A 20,525-nucleotide genomic window follows, 5' to 3' on the forward strand; every position below is an offset into this window, starting at 1 on the left:
CAAAGCGGGCCGGCTTGGGAGCGGCCCTGCGCTCGGCCCGAATGCAGAATGGATCAATAGATGAGCGTCACCCTGACTGAACTTCTCGCGATGGCCGGGGGCGTCGTGCTCGCCGGTGTCGTCGCCCACGGCGCCTGGACGGCGCGCAAGGCCGGCCCCAAGCGCGCGCTGCCGCCGATGGAGGAGCCCAGCTTCGATGCGCCGCCGGCTGCCGCTGAGACTGACGCCGTGGTCGAGCCGGATGCCATGGATGTGAACCTGCCCGCCGTGGCCCGGCCCGTGCGCCGGCCGTCGGCCCGCATCGACGCGCTGATCGACGCCATCGCCACCATCACCGTCGAGTCGCCGGTGTCCGGCGAGCTGGCGCTGCAGCACCAGCCCGGCAGCCACCGCGCCGGTACCAAGCCCTTCCAGATCGAGGGCCTGAACGCTGGCAGCGGCGACTGGGAGCTGCCGTCGCCGGGGCGGCGCTACGGCGAGTTCCAGGCCGGCCTGAAGATGGCCAACCGCAGTGGCGCGATGACCGAGATCGAGTACTCGGAGTTCGTGCAGAAGATCCAGGCGTTTGCCGACGGCGTCGGCGGCTTCGTGCAGTTCCCCGACATGCTGGACGTCGTGGCACGCGCCCGTGAGCTGGACCAGTTCGCCGCCAGCCACGACGCGCAGCTGGCGCTGTTGCTGCGCGCCAGGGCCACCGCCTGGACGCCGGGCTTCGTGCAGCAGTCCGCCGCGCGGCATGGCTTCGTGGCGGGCGCGCTGCCGGGCCGGCTGGTGCTGCCGTCGGCCGAGGAGGGCGCGCCGCCGGTGCTGACGCTGCAGTTCGACGCCCAGGCCGCGCTGGCCGAGGACCCCGAGGCGCTGTCGCTGCGCGAGCTGACGCTGGCGCTGGACGTGCCGCAGACGCCCGCCGAGGCCGAGCCCTTCGCGGCCTGGCAGGAAGCTGCGCGTGCGCTGGCGCGCGACCTGGAGGCCGAGGTCTGCGACGACCGCGGCCAGGTGCTGGGCCTGCACGCGTTCGCGGCCATCGACGTCGAGCTGAAGAAGCTCTACGAGGCGCTGGCCGAGCGGGATCTGGCCGCCGGCTCCCCGGCGGCGCGACGGCTGTTCAGCTGATCCACCCTGCGCAAAAGTCACGGTAGACGCGCTGTGGCGACCGGCGCCACACGCGATCACCCCGTGAAGTGGGGGATATGACCGACTGACTTTTCGCCGATTGCCTCGACACTCAACCCCCTATAACTAGGGATAACGGAGCGAGGGGCACATGGCGATTTTGAAACTTTCGGCGACGGCGTTGGCGGTGGGTTCCGCGCTGGCCGCACAGGCATCACCGGTGACGGTCTCCCAGACCATGACCCTGGGGCAAGTGCTCAACGGCAATTCCGCAAGCTTCCAGTTCGACGTCAATGCTGCGCTGGCGGCGCAGGGCGTGGCGGGCGGCACCGCGCTGTCGGGCACGCTGGTCGTCTACGGCATCTCCGATGCCTCGTACAACAGCACGACCGGGCCTGTCTTTGGCAACTACGAGACGATCTCGTCCTACGGTTACACCTACTACGCCTACGGTGGTTGCTATTACTCGTGGTGGGGCGGCAGCAGCTGCTACTACTACCCCGTCTACGCGACCTACACGGAACAGCTCCGCTCCGGTGACGTGCAACACCGTGACACCGTGGCCGACAAGATGACCGTCGCCGCCGGCAACGCCACGGCCAGCGACGTCGTGGACCAGTGGATCACGTCGAGCACCGGCTACGGCGGCAACAACTACGAAGGCCAGTACAGCAACGGCAACGGCTACACGACCTACTACAACCGCCAGCGCGACGTGTACGAGGCTTTGCAAGGCGAGCTGCAGACGAGTCTCGGGCTGGACATGGCGGCCCTGGCCGACCTCCAGGGTGACGGCGTGCTGAGCTTCAACGTGGGCGCGTCGGTGGGGCAGTTCCGCGTGCTGTCGGCCTCGCTGAACCTGCTGGTGGAAGAGCCGCAGCGTGGCCTGCCGGAGCCTGGCACGGTGGCGCTGGTGGGCGCCGCTGCGCTGACAGGCGCCTGCTTCACGCGCCGCCGCCGCAAGTCCTGACTGCCCGGCCGTGCTGGAGCAGGTCTTTCGCCTCAACGCCGCGGCTGAGCTGCGGATCGAATCGGTCGGCGAGGACTGCCCCGTCCTCGTCGTCGACAACTTCTACGAAGACCCCGAGGCCGTCCGCCAGCTCGCGCTGCGCGGCAGCTACGACAGCTCGCTGGCCTACTACCCGGGCCTGCACAGCACCATCCCGCCGCAGGCGCTGACGCCGCTGTTCGAGCAGCTTGGCCGCCTGCTCGGCGCGCTGGGCACGCCGGGGCTGCGGCCCGAGCACTTCACGTCGGACTTCTCCATCGTCACGACGCCGGCCGCCGAGATGCTGGCCGACCAGAAGCACCCGCACATCGACGGCCAGCTCGTCGCCGGCATCGTCTACCTGAACCCGCACCTGGAAATCGGCACCTGCCTGTTTCGCCACGTGCCCACCGGCAAGGCCATGCTGCGCACGCAGGCCGAGACGGACGAGTACAACGCTTGGCTGCGCGAGCACGGTGCCAGCACCCAGCCGACCACCTATGCCATCGAGCAGGACGGCATCTGGGAGCGGCTGCACACGATGGCGGGGTGCTACAACCGGCTGGTCATGTATCCCGGCAATGCCTTCCATTCCATCGACATGCGCGACGTGCAGGCCAACCACACGATGGAGACGGCACGACTGACCCAGCGCCTGTTCGTGCGGCCGCCTGCCGTCGCTGCCTGACGCCCCTTTTCCGGAGCGCTCCATGTACACCCGCAACATCGTCATCGTCGGCGGCGGCACAGCCGGCTGGCTGGCGGCCTGCTACCTGCAACGCACGCTGGCCGGCAACCCCGAGGCCGGCGTACGCATCCGCCTCGTGGAGTCCCGCGAGATCGGCACCATCGGCGTCGGCGAAGCCACCGTCCCCACGCTGCGCGGCACGCTGGCCGCGCTGGGCATCGGCGAGTCCGCGTTGTTCACGGCCTGCGACGCGGGGTTGAAGAACGGCATCCGCTTCGTCGGCTGGCGCGAGGGCGGCGATGCGGGCAACGATCGCTACGACCACCCCTTCGACGGCATCACGCCGTACGACGGCTATTCGATGGCCGCGCACTGGATGAACCTGAAGCAGCGCGGCGCCAGCGTGCCCCCGCTGGCCGATGCCTGCCTGGCGCAGACGGCACTGTTCGATGTCAACGCGTCGCCCAAGCCCATGGCGGCGCCGGATTTCCAGGCCCCCGTCACCTATGCCTACCATCTCGACGCAATCAAGCTGGCCGCGCTGCTGAAGAAGACCGCCATCGAGCGCGGCGTCGAGCACATCGTCGGTGACGTGGTGGACGTGAAGCGCAACGCCGACGGCGTCGAGAGCCTGGGCCTGGCCGATGGCACGCGGCTGGCGGGCGATTTCTTCTTTGACTGCAGCGGCTTCCATTCGCTGCTGTTGGGCAAGTCGCTGGAGGTGCCGTGGGAGTCGTACGCCGACCTGCTGCCCTGCGACCGCGCCGTGGCCATGCCCTGGGCGTACGCCGAGGCGAACGCGCCGATGCGCTCCTACACGACGGCCACAGCCCAGGCGGCGGGATGGACGTGGGAGATCGACCTGCAATCACGCACCGGCGCGGGTTATGTGTATTCGTCGGCCGACTGCAGTGACGAAGAGGCGCTGGCCACGCTGAAGCGCCAGATGGCCGGGCGCGAGTCGCTGGCCGATCCACGTGTGCTGAAGATGCGGGTCGGCCGGCATCAGCGCAGCTGGCAAGGCAACTGTATGGCCCTGGGCCTGGCCGGCGGCTTCATCGAACCGCTGGAGTCCACGGCCATCTACCTGATCGAGTACGCGCTGCAACTGTTCGTCGACCACCTGCCCGCGCCCGCTGGGCTGGAGCGCTGCCGCGCCCGCGTGAACCAGCTGATGGCGGAGATCTACGAGGAGTTGCGCGACTTCGTCCTGCTGCACTACGTGCTCTCGCAGCGGCGCGACAGCACGTTCTGGCGGCGCATCACCGAGGAAGTGGCGCTGCCGGCGTCGCTGGTGTCCACGCTGCAGCTGTGGGAGGCCAAGCTCCCGTCGCCCAGTGACATGCGTCACCGCATCTCGCTGTTCGGCGCGCACAACTGGCTGTTCATCATGGCCGGGCTGCACTGGCTGCCCGAGCATGGCATCGGGCAGACGGCCTACATGCCGGTGGCCAGCAGTGTGGCGGCCATGAAGCATGTGCAGCAACTGCGCCAGCAGGCGGCCACGCATTCGCCCAGCCTGCGCGACTATGTGCGCAAGCTGCGCGCGGCCCACGACGGTCGGCCGCAGGCCTGAGCCGGCACCTGGCGCGCACCGCGTTGCGCTTGCCAACAACCGGGGTGAGGGCGTCTAGACTGGATGCCCGTCATTCCTCGGAGCCCGCTTGAGCTTCAGCCTGCTGCTGATTGCCCTCCTGATCGCCGCCAGCGCCTTCTTCTCGATGGCCGAGCTGTCGCTCGCGGCGTCGAGGCGGCTCAACCTGCAGCAGCGCGCCGACGGCGGCGACCCCCGCGCGGCCAGGGTACTGGCCGTGCAGGAGCACCCGGGCGACTACTTCACCGTCGTGCAGATCGGCGTCAACACGGTCGCCATCCTGGCCGGCATCGTCGGCGAGGGGGCGTTCACGCCGCATTTTGAGTCGGCGCTGCGTGTCGTCGTGGCGCCCGATCTGGCGGCTACGCTGGGTTTCGCGGCATCGTTCGTCAGCATCACGGCGCTGTTCATCGTCATGGCCGACCTCGTGCCCAAGCGGCTGTCCATGAACGAGCCCGAGCGCGTGGCGATGGCGCTGGTGGGGCCGATGCTGCTGCTGTGCCGGCTGCTGAAGCCGCTGGCCTGGTTCTTCAGCAGCATCACCGAGGGGCTGATCCGGCTGCTGGGCCTGCCGGCCAAGCGCGACGAGACCATCAGCCACCGCGACATCCTGGCGCTGACCGAGGCGGGTTACCAGGCCGGCGTCGTCGCCGACGAGGAGCAGCAGGTCATCGAGAACGTGTTCGAGCTGGACACGCGCACCGTCGAGACGGTGATGACCAACCGCGAGCGCATCGTGTTCTTCTCGCGCGACGACGATGACGCGCTGATCCGCAACCGCATCGCCGACGCGCCGCACTCGACCTACCTCGTCTGCGACGGCGACATCGACGAGGTGGTGGGCTACGTGGATGCGACCGACCTGTTCCAGCGCGTGCTGCGGGACGAGCCGCTGTCGCTGCGCACGGACAGCGGCGTGCTGGTCAAGAAGGTGCTCATCGTGCCGGACCGGCTGACGATGGCCGAGATGCTGACGCAGTTCCGCGAGGCGCACGAGGACTTTGCCGTCATCGTCAACGAGTACAGCCGCGTCGTCGGTGTCGTCACGTTGAACGACGTGATGAGCACCGTCATGGGCGCGCTGGTGGCGCCGCATGACGAGGAGCAGATCGTGCGCCGCGAGGATGGCTCCTTCCTGGCCGACGGCATCACGCCCATCCCCGACGTGGAGCGGTCGCTGGGCATCGATGGCTGGCCGCATGCCGGCACCTATGACACGCTGGCCGGCTTCCTGATGGTGATGCTGCGCCGCATTCCGCGGCGCACCGATGTCGTCGAGTGGGAGGGCTGGCGCTTCGAGGTGGTCGACGTGGACAGCTACCGCGTCGACCAGGTCATGATCACCCGACGACACATTGAATGAAGCGGCTGCACCACGTCGGAGCCTCGTCTCTCAAGGCTTGAAATTGCCGTCGCTGCGGGCCTGAGAGCCGCTGGCGCAGCTCGTGAACTCGCGGTTGCCGCTGCCGGTGGCCTGGTTGCTTTCCCAGACGGCGGTCGAGCCGTTCCACTTCACGTACTTGTACTGGATGGCCGTGCCGGCCGGCAGGCTGACGGTGCCGGTCCATGGCACGTTGGCGCCGGAGCCCTGGATGGTCAGCGCGAAGCCCGAGGCCGGCGCCCACGCCCCCAGGCCGCTGATGCTGCCGACGACGCGCAGGTTCTGGCCGAACGTGGTGTTGGCGTTGGCGATGGTGAACGTCACCGCGCAGTTGCCGGTGCCGCCGCCGCTGCCGGTCTTCTGGCCGGTGTAGATCGCGACGGCCGGGTTGCCGCCGCTGTTGTTGGCGGGCACCGTGAAGCTGGCGTTGCCGCTGGCGTCCACCGTCACCGTGTCGGCGGTGCAGCCGGTGCCAGCGGCGTTCTTGGTGCCGTTGATGACGTTGCAGTAGGTGCCGGCGGGCAGGCCGGTGGCGAACGTGCGCGTCCAGGCACTGCCGCTGTTGTTCAGCGCGACGAAACCGACGTTGCCGCGGCTGAACGCGACCTGGTTGCCGTTGTTGCCGACGATCCAGTTCTGCTGCGGTTGCCCCGTGGCGGCGTTGCGGAAGCCCACCATGTTGGCCAGCGGCGTCCAGCGGTGCGCGAAGTCCCACACCACGTTGATCTGCGGCACGCCGCCGTTGTAGGGGCTGGCGGTGGGGCGGTCGGCGTCGGTGTTGCTGAACTTGAAGCCCGAGTACAGCTGGCTCTCGCCGTAGCCCTGGGCCAGCATGAAGATGTTGGCCAGCGTGTAGCGCTGGTTGGCGCCGTCGTTGCCGGCGGCGTTGTTGATGTTCAGCGAGCCGCCGTTGCGCTCGGTGTCCCAGTTGGTGATGAAGACGGTGGCGTTCTGCGGCTGGATGAAGCCCCAGCTGCCGCCCCAGTTACCCCAGGTGCCCATCACGGACGGGATGCTGGCCAGGTTCAGGCCGTTGTTGTTGCGGAACACGTCGCGCATGGCCGATGTGAACTGGAACTCGTTGAGGGTGCCGATGGGGAAGTAGCTGGGCCGGTCCACCTCGCCGTCGTTGATGATCTCCTGCGTGACCCAGATGGGCTCGCCCTGCAGCGTCTGCGGGTAGGCCGCCTTCACGTTGGCCATGATGGCCGTCCAGGCGCTGGCGGGCATGTGCTTGGCCGCGTCGATGCGGAAGCCGTCGACGCCCATGGCCAGCAGTGCCTTCAGGTAGCTGGCGATCTGGCCCTGCACGTAGCTGCTCTCGGTGGCCAGGTCGGGCAGGCCGCCCAGGCGGCAGTTCTGCACGTTGCTGCGGCCCGCCGGCGTGTCGTAGTCGCTGTTGTTGATGTTGCAGTTGGCGTGGAAGTCGCTGGCGCTGAAGAAGGGGTAGCTCAGCGTCGCGGCGTTCCAGGTCGAGCCGTCGGTGGCGGTGCCGCTGCCATCGGCCATCTGGTTGACGACGATGTCGGCATAGACGCGTACGCCGGCGGCGTGGCAGGCGCTGATCATGCTTTGAAGCTGCGCGGGCGTGCCCATGCGGCTGGTGAGGTTCTTGTAGTTCACCGGCTGGTAGACGCCCCACCAGCCGTTGGCGTTCTTGGATGCGTGTGGCGGCGAGATCTGCACGCCGCCGAAGCCCTTGGGGCCCAGCCACTGCGTGCATTCGGTGGCGATGTCGGGCCAGCTCCACTCGAACATCTGCACAGACGTCGAGTTCGGGTTGAGCGCCTGTGCCGGCGAGGTAAGGGTGGCGAGGGCCGCCGCGGCGGTGGCCGTCAGGGCGTGGGCGAGCCGGCGGCTCGTGGGCAGCGTGTGCATGGTCTGTCTCCGGTGTGTTGCTGCCGCCCTCGGTGCGGGGCGGCTGTGGCCGGCCGATCGACTGCATGCCCTGGCCGCGTTGCCGGGGTCATCCCGGCAAGTGCTTGCACTCTAGGCAGAAGCTCAGGCGTAAGAAGTAGGAAAACTACTAACTATTTCCAATCACCCCTAGAAGATGGGCGTCTCCTTGTGTGACTCATGCGGATACCTTCTTCGTGAACAGTAAATGAAATGTAGTTTTGCAACGTTCATTGGCGTATTTGCGCAGCATGCGCTGACGAGGAACCACACGCGCTGCGCGCACGACGGCTTCTGTTGATGCGGATCAACGAGGCCGGGCACGCGCGCCGGCAGCATCCCGCCCCGACAAGCCGCCGCCATGCTCGCCCCCTTCAACATCCCCCAGTTCCTGCGCAGCCAGCCCCTGTTCGTCGATGTGGACGAGGCCGCGCTGCTGCGCCTGGCGGCCACGTGCCGGCTGGCGAGCGCCGCCCGCGGCGAGCCGGTGCTGTGGGCCGGCTCGCGCTGCGACGCGGTGTTCATCGTGGCCCGCGGTCAGGTGCGGCTGTACATGACGGCGCCCAACGGTCACGAGAAGGTCATCGAACTCGTCGGCCCCGGCCAAAGCTTTGCCGAGGCGCTGGTGTTCATGGAGCGGCCCTGCCCGGTGCATGCCCAGGCCCTGCAGGACACGCTGCTCGTGCAGGTGCCGCGGCAGGCGCTGCTGCAGGAGGTGCAGCGTGACGCGGCGTTCGCGATGGGCATGCTGGCCGGCCTGTCGCGCCGTCTGCACGGCCTGGTGCAGGACGTGCAGGCCAGCGCGTTGCAGTCGGGGCTGCAGCGCGTGGTGGGCTATCTGCTGCGCGACGTGAACCCCGATGAGCCGGGGCCCGCGGTGGTGAGCCTGCCGGCGGCCAAGGCGACGGTGGCGTCGCTGCTGTCGCTGACGCCCGAGTACTTCTCCCGCGTGCTGCACGAGCTGGAAAGCGCCGGCCTGCTGCGCGTCGACCGGCGCGACATCCACCTGCCCGACCCCGCGGCGCTCGCGCGCCACGTGGCCGGGGCGTAGTCAGCGCCTCACAGCGCCAACACCCACTCCAGCGCCGCCTTCAGGTCGGCATCGGCGATCTTGTCGGCGCCGTTGGGCGGCATCGGGATGGGCCCCCACGCGCCCTTGCCGCCCTTGCGCACCTTGTCGGCGAGCTGCGCGGCAGCGTCTTTCTGGCCGCGGTACTTGGCGGCGATGTCCTTGAAGGCCGGGCCGACGAGCTTCTTATCCTGCGCGTGGCAGGCCACGCAGCCGGCCTTGGTCAGGGCCTCGTCGGGGCCGGCCTGGGCGCCGCTGGCGAGGGCCAGCAGCGCGGTGATGAGCAGCGTCTTTCTCATGGTGCGACCTCAGTAGATGTCTTGCTGGGTGTTGTTGATGTTGAAGTGGCCGGTGGGCGTGATCAGGCGCGGGTCCTTGATGACGGCCTTCAGCTTCAGCGTCTTGTCGTCCACCACGACCAGTGCCGACTGCTTGTCCTTGGCCGACCAGACCGAGAACCACACCTCGTCACCCGCCTTGTTGAACTCCGGCTGCACGACGCGCTTGGCGCCGTCGTCCGTGAGGCCCGCCCACTGCGCGATGGGCAGCACCGTGTAGCCCTTGTCCAGCGCCTTCACGTCGAACACCGCCACCGATTGCGCCACCGCCGGATCGGGGTTGAGCGGCGTGTCCACGTACAGGTGCCGACTCTTGGGGTGGCTCTTCAGGAACAGCGAGCCGCCGCCCTGGCCCTTCAGCGTGGCCACCACCTTGAAGGCCTGGGCCGGGTGCTTGTCGGGGTCCGTGCCGATCAGCGAGATCGTGTCGTCGCCCAGGTGGCCGGTGCTCCACACCGGGCCGTACTGCGGATGCACGAAGTTGGCGCCGCGGCCCGGGTGCGGGATCTTGCCCACGTCGATGAGCTTGGCGAGCTTGCCTTCCTTCAGGTCCACTGCGGCGATCTTGTTGCTCTGGTTGGCTGCCACCATGAAGTAGCGGTGCGTGGAGTCCAGCCCGCCGTCGTGCAGGAAGCGCGCGGTGCCGATGGTGGTCACCTTCAGCGCGTCGACGTTGCTGTAGTCCACCAGCAGCGTCTGCCCGGTCTCCTTCACGTTGACGACGAACTCGGGCTTGTAGTGGCTGGCCACGATGGAGGCCACGCGGGGCTCGGGGTGGTACTCCTGCTTGTCCACCGTGTTGCCGCGGGTGGAGACGATCTTCAGCGGCTCCAGCGTGTCGCCCTTCATGATCGTGTACTGCGGCGGCCAGTAGCTGCCGGCGATGGCCAGCTTGTCCTCGAAGCCCTTGAACTTGCTCGTGTCCACCGAGCGCGCTTCCAGCCCCACGCGCACCTCGGCGACGTTGTCGGGCTTGGCCATCCACAGGTCGATCATGTTGATCTTGGCGTCGCGCCCGATCACGTAGAGGTAGCGCCCGGACGCCGACGTGCGCGAGATGTGCACCGCGTAGCCGGTCTTGACGATGTTGATGATCTGCTTGGTGTCGCCGTCGATCAGCGCCACCTCGCCGGTGTCGCGCAGCGTGGTGCTGAAGATGTTGGCGATGTTGAAGGCGTTCTCCTTCTTCTTCGGCCGCGCCTCGGGCGGCACGATGACCTTCCACGTCGCCTTCATGTCGGCCATCGAGAACTCGGGCGGCGTCGGCGGCTCGTGCTGGATGTAGCGGGCCATGATGTCGACCTGTTCCTCGGTCATCTCGCCACTCGTCTGCCAGTTGGGCATGCCGGCCGGGCTGCCGTAGGCGATGAACACCTTCAGGTAGTCGGTGCCTTTACCGATCGTGATGTCGGGCGTCAGCGGCTTGCCGGTGGCGCCCTTGCGCAGCACGCCGTGGCAGCCGGCGCAGCGCTCGAAGTAGATGCGGCGAGCCACGTCGAACTCGGCCTGCGTCATCGGCGGGGCCTTGGGGTTGCGGCTCTCCACCATGGGCACGGCGCCCACGGGCGAGGGGCCGGAGTGGTACTTCACCTCGGCGGGCAGCACGTCCTTCTTGGCGCCATCGGCCGCGGCCTGCGCCATCGTGGCGAGCGGCCAGGCGAACAGCAGGCTGGCGGCCAGCAGCGCGACGCGGGGAAGGTAGGGGAGGGGGGATCTCATCGGAACTCCTTGCAGTGGGAATGGCGCCATGCTCGAAGCAGCCGTGCGCGGCTTCCTTGACCGGGTTCAAGTTTTCGCCGCCGTTGCGGGCGTGTTGACGTGGATCAAGCCGCGCGCGGCGGGCGCCGTGCGTCTTGAACTCGGTCAAGGTCTGGCACATCGCCCGGCGCAATGCTGCGGGCCATGAACACCACACTGCACCTTCCCCGCCTGCCCCTGTCTGCGCTGGCGCTGCTGTCACTGGGTGGCGGCGCGGCGCTGGCCGCCGAGAGCCCCGAGGCGCTGCCGCGCATCGTCGTCAGCGCCACGCGCCACGCCATGCCGCTGGCCGACGCGCCGGCGGCCATCACCGTCGTCGACGCCGAGACCGTGGCCCAGCGCGGCACCGACAACCTGCTGCAGGCGCTGCGCGTGGAGCCCGGCGTCACCGCCTTCGGCCGGCCCACCGGCGGGCGCAAGTCGCTGTCGCTGCGCGGCATGGACCCGCGCCACGTGCTCGTGCTGGTGGACGGCCAGCGCATCTCGGCCAGCGACGGGCTGGTCGGCTCGTCCGACTTCCAGCTCGACTGGACCGGCGCCGTGGACATCGCCCGCATCGAGGTCGTGCGCGGGCCCATGTCGGTGCTGTACGGCGCCGAGGCGCTGGGCGGCGTCATCAACGTCATCACCGAACCGCTGACGGGCGAACTGCAGGCCCGCGCCTTCACCGAGGGGCGCCGCGGCCAGGGCGGCGGCAGCGGCCACCGGCTGGGCGCGGCGCTGCGCGGCAGCTTCGGCAGCGCGGTGGACTTCGGCCTGGCGCTGAGCGACGCGCGGCGCGAGGCCACGCCGACGGCGGCCGATGCGCACATCACCGCCGTCGAGGGGCGCCAGCCGCGCGAGGCTGCCCTCAAGCTGCAGTGGCACGCAGCCCCTGGCCAACGCCTCGCGCTGGACGCCCGCCATGGCGACGAGCAGCGCTGGCTGGACGCCCGCGAGCGCTCGGGCCAGAAGCGCTACCACCAGAGCCAGCACCACCTCGTGCGCGACCACACCGCGCTGCAGTGGGACGCCGACTGGGGCGCAGGCCGCGAGACGCTGCTGCGCGTCTACGAGAACCGCCTGGCGGTCAGCAACGTGAAGACCAACGGCGTCGCCTCGCTGCGCCCCAACTCGCTGACCGACCGCGTGCTGGAGGGCCAGGCCAGCGCGCCCATGGGCACCGCCCAGCTGCTGACGAGCGGCTTCGAGCTGCGCGACGAGCGGCTGACCAACGCCGGCCTGCCCGGCGGCCACGCCAGCGCCACGCACACCGGCGTGTACCTGCAGGACGAAGCCCGCCTGACGCCGGCGCTGAGCCTGACCGCCGGTGCGCGCGCCGACCACGCCAGCCGCTTCGGCACGGAGTTCAGCCCGCGGCTGTACGCCGTCTGGAAGCCCGTGGCCGGCTGGGTCGTCAAGGGCGGCGTGGGCCACGGTTTCAAGGCGCCCACGCTCAAGCAGATCAACCCCGACTACCGGGAAGACGAGGGCCCCAACACCTACGTCGGCCAGGCCGGCCTGCAGCCCGAAACCAACGACAACGCCGAGGCCACGGTGGCCTGGGACGCCCCGCAGGCCGGCGCCTCCGTCACGCTGTTCCGCAACCGTATCCGCCACCTCATCGTGCCCGTGCTGCTCAGCGGCTCGCCGGCCAGCGGCACCTACCAGTTCCGCAACATCGACACGGCCGTGCTGCAGGGGCTGGAGGCCGCTGCCGGCTGGCGCAGCGGCAGCTGGACGCTGCAGGCCCAGGCCGGCCTGCTGAGCGCCCACGACGGCCGCGGCGTGTGGCTGGAAAAGCGCGCCCGCACCACCTGGGGCCTGCGGGCCGACTGGCGGCGGGGCGCCTGGCAGGCCGGTGGCGACGTGACGACGCAGAGCGGCCTGCGCCTGGCCGCCACGGTAGCGGGCCAGCCGCCGCAGGCCGTGCCGCGGGTCACGCTGGCCAACCTGCATGCCAGCGTCGCGCTGGGGCATGGCCTGACCCTGCGCGCCGGTATTGATAACGTCACGAACACGCGGCTCGCCGCCAAGTCCAGCCTGTTCGCCTGGGAAGAATTGCCGCGCAGCTGTCGTATCGGTGTCGAAGGGCGCTGGTGACGCGCCCCGGCGCCTGACCCGGCCCCTAACATGGCCCGGTCGCCACGAAGGGGAGCGTGATGAGGACATCGGAGCAGGTGCTCAACCGCGCGGAGATCGAGCGCTCGGGCCTCGGCGAGCGCATCCGCAGCCTGCACAGCATCCTGCTGGCGCGCTACCCGTCCATCGGCCGCATCGCGCTGGCGCTGTACGACCCCGAGACCGACCTGCTCAAGACCTTTGCCAGCAGCAACGAAGGCGGCCCCACGCTGCAGCGCCACGAGGCCCGGTTGAGCGACGTCCCCTCGCTCATCGCGCTGCGCGACGGCCGCACGGCCCGCGTGGTGGACGACATCGACGAGGCCTTCCACGCCGCCAGCACGCACACCGGCTGGCTCAAGTCGCAGCACTACCGCAGCAGCTACACGCTGCCGATCTTCCGCGGTGCGGAGCTGTCGGCCTTCCTGTTCTTCGACTCGACGCAGCCCGCCGCCTTCACGCCGCCGGTGCGCGGCGTGCTGGACCAGTTCGCCGACATCATTTCGCAGCTCTACCTGCTGCGGCTCTCGGCCGTGCACCACCTGATCGGCGCGGTCGACATCGCCACCGGCCTGGCCCGCATCCGCGACGTGGAGACCGGCCGGCATCTGGAGCGCATGGCCAAGTACTCGCGCCTCATCGCGCGCGGCGTGGCTGACCGCTATGGCCTGACCGACGAGACCATCGAGTACCTGCACCTGTTCGCGCCGCTGCACGACATCGGCAAGGTGGGCATTCCCGATGCGATCCTGCTCAAGCCCGGCAAGCTCGATGCCGACGAGTGGCGGCTGATGCAGCAGCACGTCGCCATCGGCGAGCAGCTCATCGACCACATCGTGGCCGACCTCGGCCTGCAGGGCGACACGGCGGCCATCATCATGCGCGACGTCGTGGCGGGCCACCACGAACGCGGCGACGGCAGCGGCTATCCGCGCGGCCTGCAGATGGCCGAGATCCCGGTGCCTGCCCGCATCGTCGCCGTGGCCGACATGTACGACGCGCTGTCGTCCACCCGGCCCTACAAGCAGCCGTGGGACGAGGCGCGCTGCGCCGAGGAACTGCGCAGCCAGGCGGCGCGCGGGCTCATCGACGGCGCCTGCGTGGAGGCGCTGCTGGGCGACGACGCCGCGCGCCGGCAGATCCGCGAACGCTTCGCCGACTAGGCCCCGGGCGTCATCCGCGGCGCCGGGCCGCCATCTCGCTGCCCATCGCCGCCAGTGCATCGTCGGCGAGCCCCCGCGCCGCCAGCGGAAAGGCCTCGCCTTCCTCGGCGCGCATGTGCTCGGCGTACAGCGCGGCATAGGCCTGGCAGGCATCGGCGTCCAGCGGCGTCGCCTCACCCGCGGCGAGGCCGGCAAGGGCGGGGCGCAGCGCGGCCCACTGTCGCGTCATCTCGGCATGGTCGTCGGCCAGCCGCTGCGCCAGCGCCTCACGCCCGGCGGCGCGCAGCCGCGGCAGCACGTGGCGCTCCTCGTCCTCGTGGTGCTTGGGGCCGGCCAGGTCGAAGTAGCGCAGCACGTCGCGCGCAGCGTCGCGGGCCTGCGTGTCGGCGCCATGCCGGGCCGCGTGGGCCTGCAGGCGCAGCAGCAGGTCCAGGCTGCGCTGTACGCGCTCGTGGCAGGCCAGCAGCATGTCGAAGGGCTGGTCGAACCCGACCGCGGGGCCGGCGTGGAGCAGGGGGAACGTGGCCATGCTGCCGATTCTCGTCGCCGCGGCCCGCGACAATGCCGGCATGACCGACGCCTCCGCCACGCCCGCCCAACGCGCCGCCGAGTTGCGCGCCCAGCTCAACCACCACGCCCATCTCTACTACGTGCTCGACGCGCCCGCACTGCCGGACGCCGAGTACGACAAGCTGTTCGCCCAGCTGCAGGCCCTGGAGGCTGCGCACCCCGAGCTGCTAACGGCCGATTCGCCCACCCAGCGCGTCATCGGCGCGGTGCTGCCCGGGCTGACGCCGGTGCGCCACGTGGTGCCCATGCTGTCCATCACGACCGAGACCGACACCACCGAGGGCGGCGCCATCGCGTTCGACGCCCGCGTGCGCCGCGAGCTGGCGCTGACCGAGGCCGACGCGCCCGTCGAGTACGCCGCCGAGCTGAAGTTCGACGGCCTGGCCATGAGCCTGCGCTACGAGCACGGCGTGCTGGTGCAGGCCGCCACGCGCGGCGACGGCGAGACGGGGGAGGACGTCACGCAGAACGTGCGCACCATCGGCCAGATCCCGCTGCGCCTCCAGGGAGACGCGCCGGCCGTGCTGGAGGTGCGCGGCGAGGTCTACATGCGCCGCGACGACTTCGAGAAGCTCAACGAGCGCCAGCGCGAAAAGGGAGAGAAGACCTTCGTGAACCCGCGCAACACGGCGGCCGGCGCCATCCGCCAGCTGGACCCGGCGCTGGTGCGCCAGCGGCCGCTGTGCTTCTACGCCTACGGCCTGGGCGAAGTGCAGGGCTGGGACATCCCGGCCACGCATGCCGGCCTGCTGGATGCACTCGCCGGCTTTGGGCTGCCGGTCAACGGTGACCGCGTGGTGGCGCAGGGCCATGCCGGCCTCGTGCAGTTCCACCAGGCCATGGCCGCCAAGCGGGATGCTTTGCCGTTCGACATCGACGGCGTCGTCTACAAGGTCAATTCACGCGAGCTGCAGGCGCGGCTGGGCTTCAAGACCCGCGAACCGCGCTGGGCCGTCGCGCACAAGTACCCGGCGCAGGAGCAGGTCACGACGCTGCTGGCCATCGACATCCAGGTGGGCCGCACCGGCAAGCTGACGCCGGTGGCGCGGCTCGACCCGGTGTTCGTCGGCGGCACGACGGTCAGCAACGCGACGCTGCACAACCTGTTCGAGATGCGCCGCAAGGGCGTGCGCGTGGGCGACCAGGTCATCATCCGCCGCGCCGGTGACGTGATCCCCGAGGTCGTCGGCCGCGTGCCGGGCGAGCGCGCGCGCTACGTGCCCAACTTCCACATGCCGCGCGCCTGCCCCGTGTGCAACAGCGAGGCCGCACGCGAGCGCGGCGGCATGGACTACCGCTGCACCGGCGGCGTGTTCTGCCCGGCGCAGCGCAAGCAGGCCCTGCTGCACTTCGCCGGCCGCCGTGCGATGGACATCGAGGGGTTGGGCGACAAGCTGGTGGAGCAGCTGGTGGACAGCGGCATCGTGCTTAGCCTGCCGGGCCTCTACAAGCTGGGTGTGGCCAAGCTGGCGGCGCTGGACCGCATGGCCGAGAAGAGCGCGCAGAACATCGTCGATGCACTGGAGAAGAGCAAGACGCCGACGCTGGCGCGCTTCCTGTTCTCGCTGGGCATCCGGCAGGTGGGCGAGACGACGGCCAAGGACCTGGCGCGCCACTTCGGCACGCTGGACAAGCTGATGGGCGCCAGCGTCGAGCAACTGCTGGAGGTGCCCGACGTGGGCCCCATCGTCGCGGCCAGCATCCACACCTTCTTCGCGCAGCCGCACAACGTCGAGGTCGTCGAGCAGCTGCTGGCGGCCGGTGTTCAGCCGAAGGAAAGCGAAGGCGAGGGCGACGACCGGCCGCGCCCGCTGCTGGGCAAGACGCTGGTGCTGACCGGCACGCTGCCCACGCTGTCCCGCGACGAGGCGCAGGCGCTGATCGAGGACGCCGGCGGCAAGGTCAGCGGCTCGGTGTCCAAGAAGACCAGCTACGTCATCGCCGGCGAGGAGGCCGGCAGCAAGCTGGAGAAGGCACGCACGCTGGGTGTCACGGTGCTGGATGAGGCGGGGCTGCGAGCATTGCTGGCCGGCTGAGATCACCGGCCTGCCGGCCTCAACGGCGTTGCTGAACCCGCTCGGACAGCTGCTTCCCGGAAGCCATCGCCTCGGCAATCTGTGGGTCGCTCAACCCCTGCTTCAGCAGCGCGAATGTCTGCGGATCGGTAATGTCACGTCCGGGCCGCGGTGCCGTGCTGTCGCGGGTGAGTTCGACATAAGCCGTGAAGTACCGCAACGCCTGGGCGTGATCTGGCGCCGTGAACTGATGGAAGTTGCTCATGTTGAAGATGGCTTCCCGCTCCCCGTTCTCGGCGGCCTGCCGGACATAAGACCTGGAGCGCTGCATCCACTCGGCCACCCCCGGGCTGTCAGGCGCGGCATCCGCGTCCAACTCTGGCTGGCCCGTCGGCCCTTCCCGGAGAAACGCCATCGCGGCGCCCGCAAGCCCCGCCTTGGCAGCGGGTTCCAGGTAGCTCGCCCGGCTGGCGATCTGCCCCGGACTGATGTCGCCGCAGACGACGCCAGGCTTGGGCTCCTTGCGCATCCAGGTGCGTGTGATGCCGGGCGGCGTTGTTGGCAACTGCTCGGCGATCTTCCTCGCGCGAACGCAGGCGGCAAGCAGCTGGTAGGCCGCCCATGCGTCAGTCGGCGTGCCGGTTCGCACGAGGCGACTGACCTCGGCCGCCTTCGATGGGGGCGCCGTGTCTGCTAAAGCTGCCATTTGCACCGTCGATGCAGCGGCTACGACGCTCGCCGCAGGCTCGGGGCTCAGGGAGGCTCGCTCTGAAGAAACCGGTGCCTCATCCACCGCTCGGTCGGTGTTGCGAAGGCCAACCGCGGCAACGACGCCGAGCAATGCAAGCGCCGAAACGACGAACCTCCTCATGGCTTGCGCTCGACGAGCCCGGAAAACTTCGACGGCACCGCGAGAAATGGTCCCTTGGCCCACTCCGGCACCGTCTCGAACAGGTGGTCGATGAAGGCCCGCGTCTTGGCCGGCATCAGCCGCCGGCTGGCCGTCAGCAGGTGCACCGGCAGCGGCTCGTAGCGCCACTCCGGCAGCACCGGCACCAGCGTGCCGGCGGCCACGTCGGCGGCCACCATGCCGAACGGGAAGCTGGCGATGCCTCCGCCGGCGCGCGTCAGTGACAGCACCAGGCCGATGGAGTTGGCCTCCAGCGGCCCGCGCATCTGCACCTCGGCCGTCTGCTTGCCGTTCAGCAGCGTGCGGTACATGCCCTTGCCCTGCGTCAGCACGACGAAGTCATGGTCAGCCAGGTCGGCCGGCGTCTGCGGCGCGGGGCGGGCCTGCAGGTACACGGGGCTGGCGTACAGGCCGCGTTCCAGCAGCATGAACTGGCGCGCGACGAGGTCGGGTTCGTCCACCGGGCCCATGCGCACGGCCACGTCGTAGGGCTCGTTGAACAGGTCCACGCGGCGCGGCGTCGTGTCCAGCTCCAGCTCCACCTTCGGGTAGCGGCGCACGAAGCGCGCAAAGCTGTCGGCCAGCACCAGCATCGCGAACTCCGACGGCACCGACACGCGCACCTTGCCTTGCGGCGTCGCGTCGCGCGAGGCCAGCCAGTGGCGTGTCTCGGCGATGTCGTCGTCATGCCGCGCGGCGCGTTCGGCGAGCTGCTCGCCCAGCTCGGTCAGCGTCATGCGCGCCGCGCCGGGCACGAACAGCCGCGCGCCCACCGAGGTCTCCAGCGCCGTGAGGCGCCGGCTCAGCGTGGCCTTGGGCAGAGCCAGCTGCCGGGCCGCTTCGGACAGCGAGCCGGCCTTGTGCACCTGGGCCAGCAGCAGGAGGTCGTCGATCTTCATGTCTCGTTTTATTGCGTTTCGTTTCTGGAACGGTCCGTTTGAGTTTTGCGGCTATGCGCCGGAAATGGAACTCTCTACAGTCACGGCCATCATGTCAACCGCCCGCCTTCTGCAGCCGCAACGCCACCGCATCGGTGCCGGTTTCGAGGCCGACGGCTGGCGTGAGCCGCTGGCGCTGCTGGACCCGTTCATCATGGTGGACCACTTCCGCATGCGCGAGGCGGTGTTCGCGCCGCACCCGCACGCGGGCTTCTCGGCGGTGACCTACCTGTTCGACGATTCGGCCACCGGCCTCGTCAGCCGCGATTCGCTGGGCGGCGAGCATGCCGTGGTACCCGGCGGCCTGCACTGGACGCTGGCCGGCCGCGGTGTCATGCACGACGAATTCCCGGCCGAACCCGGCCGCGAGGCCCATGGTCTGCAGATCTTCGTGAACCTGCCGGCCGACCAGAAGCTGCGCGCGCCGGCCGTCATGGCGCTGGCGCCGGAGCAGATGCCGCACCGCGCCGGCCCCGGCTGGCGGGCGGTGCAGGTGTTCGGCGGCGCCGCGGGCCTGGCACTGCCGTGGCCGGCGGCGCTGTCCATCGTCGACGTTGACGCCGATGCCAGCTTCGAGCTGGCCCTGGACCACGGCGAGCAGGGCTTCGCGGTCGCCATTGCCGGCCGAGGGCAGGGCGCCGGGCTGCCGCTGTCGGCCGGCCGGGCACTGAGCCTGCCCGAAGGCGGCAGCGCGCGCCTCACCGCGATCGACCCGCTGCGCCTGGCCTGCTTCAGCGGCCGGCCGCTGCGTGAGCCGCTGGTGCGCCACGGCCCGTTCGCAATGAGCGACGAGGGCCAGGTGGTGGCCGCGCTGCAACGTTTCCAGACCGGCGGCATGGGCCGCCTCTGCCCCCGACAACAAACCTAACGATCCCGCACAAGGAACCCTGTCATGAACGCTCCGCAAGACAACGCCGCCGCGCCCAAGCCCGCCGCCCAGAACGGCAAGAAGAGCGGCCCACCCGTGCCGCTGCTCATCATCGGCGCGCTGCTGCTGATCGGCGGCATCGGCCTGGGCGGCCGCATGTGGTGGCGCAGCCAGCACCTCGTCGAGACCGAGAACGCCTTCATCGCCGGCCGCCTCCACCCGGTCGCCACGCGCGTGGCCGGCGTCGTCACCGAGATGCGCATGCAGGACAACGCGGTCGTGAAGGCCGGCGACGTGCTGCTGCGGCTGGACCCGGCCGACGCCGCCGTGCAGGTGGAGCGGCTGAAGGCGCAGATCGCGCAGGCCGACGCCGCCATTGCCACCAGCGCCGCGCAGATTGCCCAGGCCAAGGCCCAGGCGGCGGCGACGGGTTCGCAGGTCGCCCAGGCCGAGGCGGTGCTGGCCCGCACCGAGCTGGAAGCCAAGCGCAGCCAGGCGTTGTTCGGCGCCGAGCTGCGCGCCACCAGCAAGCAGGAGCTGGACGCCGCGCTGGCCGCCCGCGACGTGGCCCGCGCCGACCTGGCCGCCCGCAAGGCCAGTGCCAGCGCCGCCAAGGAAGCCGTGGCTGCCGCCGAGAGCGCGCGCCAGTCGGCCAACGCGCAGAAGGCCGCCACGCAGGCGCAGCTCAAGGACGCTCAGAACCAGCTCGGCTATGTGGAGCTGAAGGCGGCCAGCGACGGCCGCATCGGCAAGCGCACGGTGGAGGTGGGCCAGCGCGTGCAGGCGGGCCAGCAGCTGGCCGCCATCGTCGAGCCGGAGACCTGGATCGTCGCCAACTTCAAGGAAACCCAGCTCGCCCGGATGAAGCCGGGCCAGAAGGTGCACGTCAAGGTGGACGCCTTCCCGGGCCAGGACCTGCTGGCCCGCGTGGACAGCTTCGCGCCCGCGTCGGGCGCCAGCTTTGCGCTGCTGCCGCCGGACAACGCGACCGGCAACTTCACGAAGATCGTGCAGCGCGTGCCGGTCAAGGTTGTCTTCGAGCCCGAGAGCCTGAAGGCGCTGGGCGAGGCGGCCTCGCGCCTGGTGCCGGGCCTGTCCGTCCAGGTTGAAGTGGAAATCGGCGAGTAAGTCGGGGC

General features: G+C 69.9%; 18 protein-coding genes. 12 read left to right on the forward strand and 6 right to left on the reverse strand.

The window, feature by feature from the left end; translation table 11 throughout:
- Positions 1-60 precede the first annotated feature (60 nt).
- The 5 genes from AC1Q7O_RS23390 to paeA all read left to right on the forward strand — a co-directional run bounded on the left by AC1Q7O_RS23390 (position 61) and on the right by paeA (position 5,746).
- Positions 61-1,113, forward strand: a complete 1,053-nt coding sequence (locus AC1Q7O_RS23390; protein WP_492661291.1) for a cell division protein ZipA C-terminal FtsZ-binding domain-containing protein — start codon at positions 61-63, stop codon at positions 1,111-1,113.
- A gap of 238 nt (positions 1,114-1,351) precedes the next feature.
- The gene (locus tag AC1Q7O_RS23395; protein WP_492661290.1) at positions 1,352-2,083 is read left to right on the forward strand and encodes a PEP-CTERM sorting domain-containing protein; all 732 of its coding nucleotides are present in this window, start codon (positions 1,352-1,354) and stop codon (positions 2,081-2,083) included.
- A gap of 10 nt (positions 2,084-2,093) precedes the next feature.
- Positions 2,094-2,789 carry a DUF6445 family protein gene (locus tag AC1Q7O_RS23400; RefSeq protein WP_492661289.1) on the forward strand — a complete coding sequence of 232 codons (696 nt, stop codon included), beginning with the start codon at positions 2,094-2,096 and terminating at the stop codon, positions 2,787-2,789.
- A gap of 22 nt (positions 2,790-2,811) precedes the next feature.
- Complete coding sequence (locus tag AC1Q7O_RS23405; RefSeq protein ID WP_492661288.1) at positions 2,812-4,365, forward strand: tryptophan halogenase family protein; 1,554 nt, start codon at positions 2,812-2,814, stop codon at positions 4,363-4,365.
- A gap of 88 nt (positions 4,366-4,453) precedes the next feature.
- On the forward strand, positions 4,454-5,746 hold the full coding sequence (paeA, locus tag AC1Q7O_RS23410; protein ID WP_492661287.1) for a polyamine export protein PaeA: 1,293 nt from the start codon (positions 4,454-4,456) through the stop codon (positions 5,744-5,746).
- Positions 5,747-5,776: 30 nt separating this feature from the next.
- On the opposite strand, the gene AC1Q7O_RS23415 is transcribed toward paeA, so the two are convergent.
- The gene (locus tag AC1Q7O_RS23415; RefSeq protein WP_492661286.1) at positions 5,777-7,642 is read right to left on the reverse strand and encodes a carbohydrate-binding module family 20 domain-containing protein; all 1,866 of its coding nucleotides are present in this window, start codon (positions 7,640-7,642) and stop codon (positions 5,777-5,779) included.
- A gap of 379 nt (positions 7,643-8,021) precedes the next feature.
- Between AC1Q7O_RS23415 and AC1Q7O_RS23420 the strand changes: the two genes are divergently transcribed.
- Entirely contained in the window at positions 8,022-8,711 is a 690-nt protein-coding gene (locus tag AC1Q7O_RS23420) for a Crp/Fnr family transcriptional regulator (protein ID WP_492661285.1), read from the forward strand.
- An 8-nt stretch (positions 8,712-8,719) separates the two neighbouring features.
- Here AC1Q7O_RS23420 and AC1Q7O_RS23425 read toward each other — a convergent pair whose 3' ends face one another.
- Positions 8,720-9,028 (reverse strand): c-type cytochrome, encoded by a 309-nt coding sequence (locus tag AC1Q7O_RS23425; protein WP_492661284.1) that lies wholly within the window; start codon positions 9,026-9,028, stop codon positions 8,720-8,722.
- A gap of 9 nt (positions 9,029-9,037) precedes the next feature.
- Entirely contained in the window at positions 9,038-10,786 is a 1,749-nt protein-coding gene (locus tag AC1Q7O_RS23430; protein WP_492661283.1) for a cytochrome D1 domain-containing protein, read from the reverse strand.
- A gap of 28 nt (positions 10,787-10,814) precedes the next feature.
- Here AC1Q7O_RS23430 and AC1Q7O_RS23435 point away from each other — a divergent pair, with 28 nt between their 5' ends.
- From AC1Q7O_RS23435 to AC1Q7O_RS23445, 3 genes are read left to right on the forward strand one after another with little or no spacing between them, the layout of a single operon-like run.
- A complete protein-coding gene (locus AC1Q7O_RS23435; protein WP_492661282.1) occupies positions 10,815-10,973 on the forward strand; it encodes a hypothetical protein in 159 nt (52 codons plus the stop codon).
- The gene (locus AC1Q7O_RS23440) at positions 10,970-12,907 is read left to right on the forward strand and encodes a TonB-dependent receptor plug domain-containing protein (RefSeq protein ID WP_492661281.1); all 1,938 of its coding nucleotides are present in this window, start codon (positions 10,970-10,972) and stop codon (positions 12,905-12,907) included. The genes AC1Q7O_RS23435 and AC1Q7O_RS23440 overlap by 4 nt, the downstream gene beginning before the upstream one ends.
- Positions 12,908-12,966: 59 nt before the next feature.
- Positions 12,967-14,088: an HD-GYP domain-containing protein gene (locus AC1Q7O_RS23445; protein ID WP_492661280.1), complete on the forward strand. Its 1,122-nt coding sequence runs from the start codon at positions 12,967-12,969 to the stop codon at positions 14,086-14,088.
- Between the two features lie 10 nt (positions 14,089-14,098).
- Here AC1Q7O_RS23445 and AC1Q7O_RS23450 read toward each other — a convergent pair whose 3' ends face one another.
- The gene (locus AC1Q7O_RS23450; RefSeq protein ID WP_492661279.1) at positions 14,099-14,617 is read right to left on the reverse strand and encodes a hemerythrin domain-containing protein; all 519 of its coding nucleotides are present in this window, start codon (positions 14,615-14,617) and stop codon (positions 14,099-14,101) included.
- A 40-nt stretch (positions 14,618-14,657) separates the two neighbouring features.
- On the opposite strand from AC1Q7O_RS23450, the gene ligA reads away from it, so the two are divergent.
- On the forward strand, positions 14,658-16,694 hold the full coding sequence (gene ligA / locus AC1Q7O_RS23455) for an NAD-dependent DNA ligase LigA (protein WP_492661278.1): 2,037 nt from the start codon (positions 14,658-14,660) through the stop codon (positions 16,692-16,694).
- 19 nt (positions 16,695-16,713) lie between these two features.
- Here the strand turns inward: ligA and AC1Q7O_RS23460 are convergent, their stop codons facing one another.
- Positions 16,714-17,544: a hypothetical protein gene (locus AC1Q7O_RS23460; protein ID WP_492661277.1), complete on the reverse strand. Its 831-nt coding sequence runs from the start codon at positions 17,542-17,544 to the stop codon at positions 16,714-16,716.
- Positions 17,541-18,482 carry a LysR family transcriptional regulator gene (locus tag AC1Q7O_RS23465; RefSeq protein ID WP_492661276.1) on the reverse strand — a complete coding sequence of 314 codons (942 nt, stop codon included), beginning with the start codon at positions 18,480-18,482 and terminating at the stop codon, positions 17,541-17,543. Before AC1Q7O_RS23465 ends, AC1Q7O_RS23460 begins: the two co-directional genes overlap by 4 nt.
- 91 nt (positions 18,483-18,573) lie before the next feature.
- Between AC1Q7O_RS23465 and AC1Q7O_RS23470 the strand changes: the two genes are divergently transcribed.
- Positions 18,574-19,389, forward strand: a complete 816-nt coding sequence (locus AC1Q7O_RS23470) for a pirin family protein (protein ID WP_492661275.1) — start codon at positions 18,574-18,576, stop codon at positions 19,387-19,389.
- Positions 19,390-19,413: 24 nt separating this feature from the next.
- Positions 19,414-20,517: an HlyD family secretion protein gene (locus AC1Q7O_RS23475; protein ID WP_492661274.1), complete on the forward strand. Its 1,104-nt coding sequence runs from the start codon at positions 19,414-19,416 to the stop codon at positions 20,515-20,517.
- The last annotated feature ends 8 nt before the right edge of the window (positions 20,518-20,525 follow it).

Source organism: Roseateles sp. GW823-FHT07B05 (genome assembly GCF_058794515.1).

Bases quoted from the DNA above. Each gene is read 5' to 3' on its own strand.
- AC1Q7O_RS23390 (WP_492661291.1), top strand. From the start codon at position 61: ATGAGCGTCACCCTGACTGAACTTCTCGCGATGGCCGGGGGCGTCGTG.
- AC1Q7O_RS23395 (WP_492661290.1), top strand. From the start codon at position 1,352: ATGACCCTGGGGCAAGTGCTCAACGGCAATTCCGCAAGCTTCCAGTTC.
- AC1Q7O_RS23405 (WP_492661288.1), top strand. From the start codon at position 2,812: ATGTACACCCGCAACATCGTCATCGTCGGCGGCGGCACAGCCGGCTGG.
- AC1Q7O_RS23415 (WP_492661286.1), bottom strand. From the start codon at position 7,642: ATGCACACGCTGCCCACGAGCCGCCGGCTCGCCCACGCCCTGACGGCC.
- AC1Q7O_RS23420 (WP_492661285.1), top strand. From the start codon at position 8,022: ATGCTCGCCCCCTTCAACATCCCCCAGTTCCTGCGCAGCCAGCCCCTG.
- AC1Q7O_RS23425 (WP_492661284.1), bottom strand. From the start codon at position 9,028: ATGAGAAAGACGCTGCTCATCACCGCGCTGCTGGCCCTCGCCAGCGGC.
- AC1Q7O_RS23430 (WP_492661283.1), bottom strand. From the start codon at position 10,786: ATGAGATCCCCCCTCCCCTACCTTCCCCGCGTCGCGCTGCTGGCCGCC.
- AC1Q7O_RS23435 (WP_492661282.1), top strand. From the start codon at position 10,815: ATGCTCGAAGCAGCCGTGCGCGGCTTCCTTGACCGGGTTCAAGTTTTC.
- AC1Q7O_RS23440 (WP_492661281.1), top strand. From the start codon at position 10,970: ATGAACACCACACTGCACCTTCCCCGCCTGCCCCTGTCTGCGCTGGCG.
- AC1Q7O_RS23445 (WP_492661280.1), top strand. From the start codon at position 12,967: ATGAGGACATCGGAGCAGGTGCTCAACCGCGCGGAGATCGAGCGCTCG.
- AC1Q7O_RS23450 (WP_492661279.1), bottom strand. From the start codon at position 14,617: ATGGCCACGTTCCCCCTGCTCCACGCCGGCCCCGCGGTCGGGTTCGAC.
- ligA (WP_492661278.1), top strand. From the start codon at position 14,658: ATGACCGACGCCTCCGCCACGCCCGCCCAACGCGCCGCCGAGTTGCGC.
- AC1Q7O_RS23460 (WP_492661277.1), bottom strand. From the start codon at position 17,544: ATGAGGAGGTTCGTCGTTTCGGCGCTTGCATTGCTCGGCGTCGTTGCC.
- AC1Q7O_RS23465 (WP_492661276.1), bottom strand. From the start codon at position 18,482: ATGAAGATCGACGACCTCCTGCTGCTGGCCCAGGTGCACAAGGCCGGC.
- AC1Q7O_RS23470 (WP_492661275.1), top strand. From the start codon at position 18,574: ATGTCAACCGCCCGCCTTCTGCAGCCGCAACGCCACCGCATCGGTGCC.
- AC1Q7O_RS23475 (WP_492661274.1), top strand. From the start codon at position 19,414: ATGAACGCTCCGCAAGACAACGCCGCCGCGCCCAAGCCCGCCGCCCAG.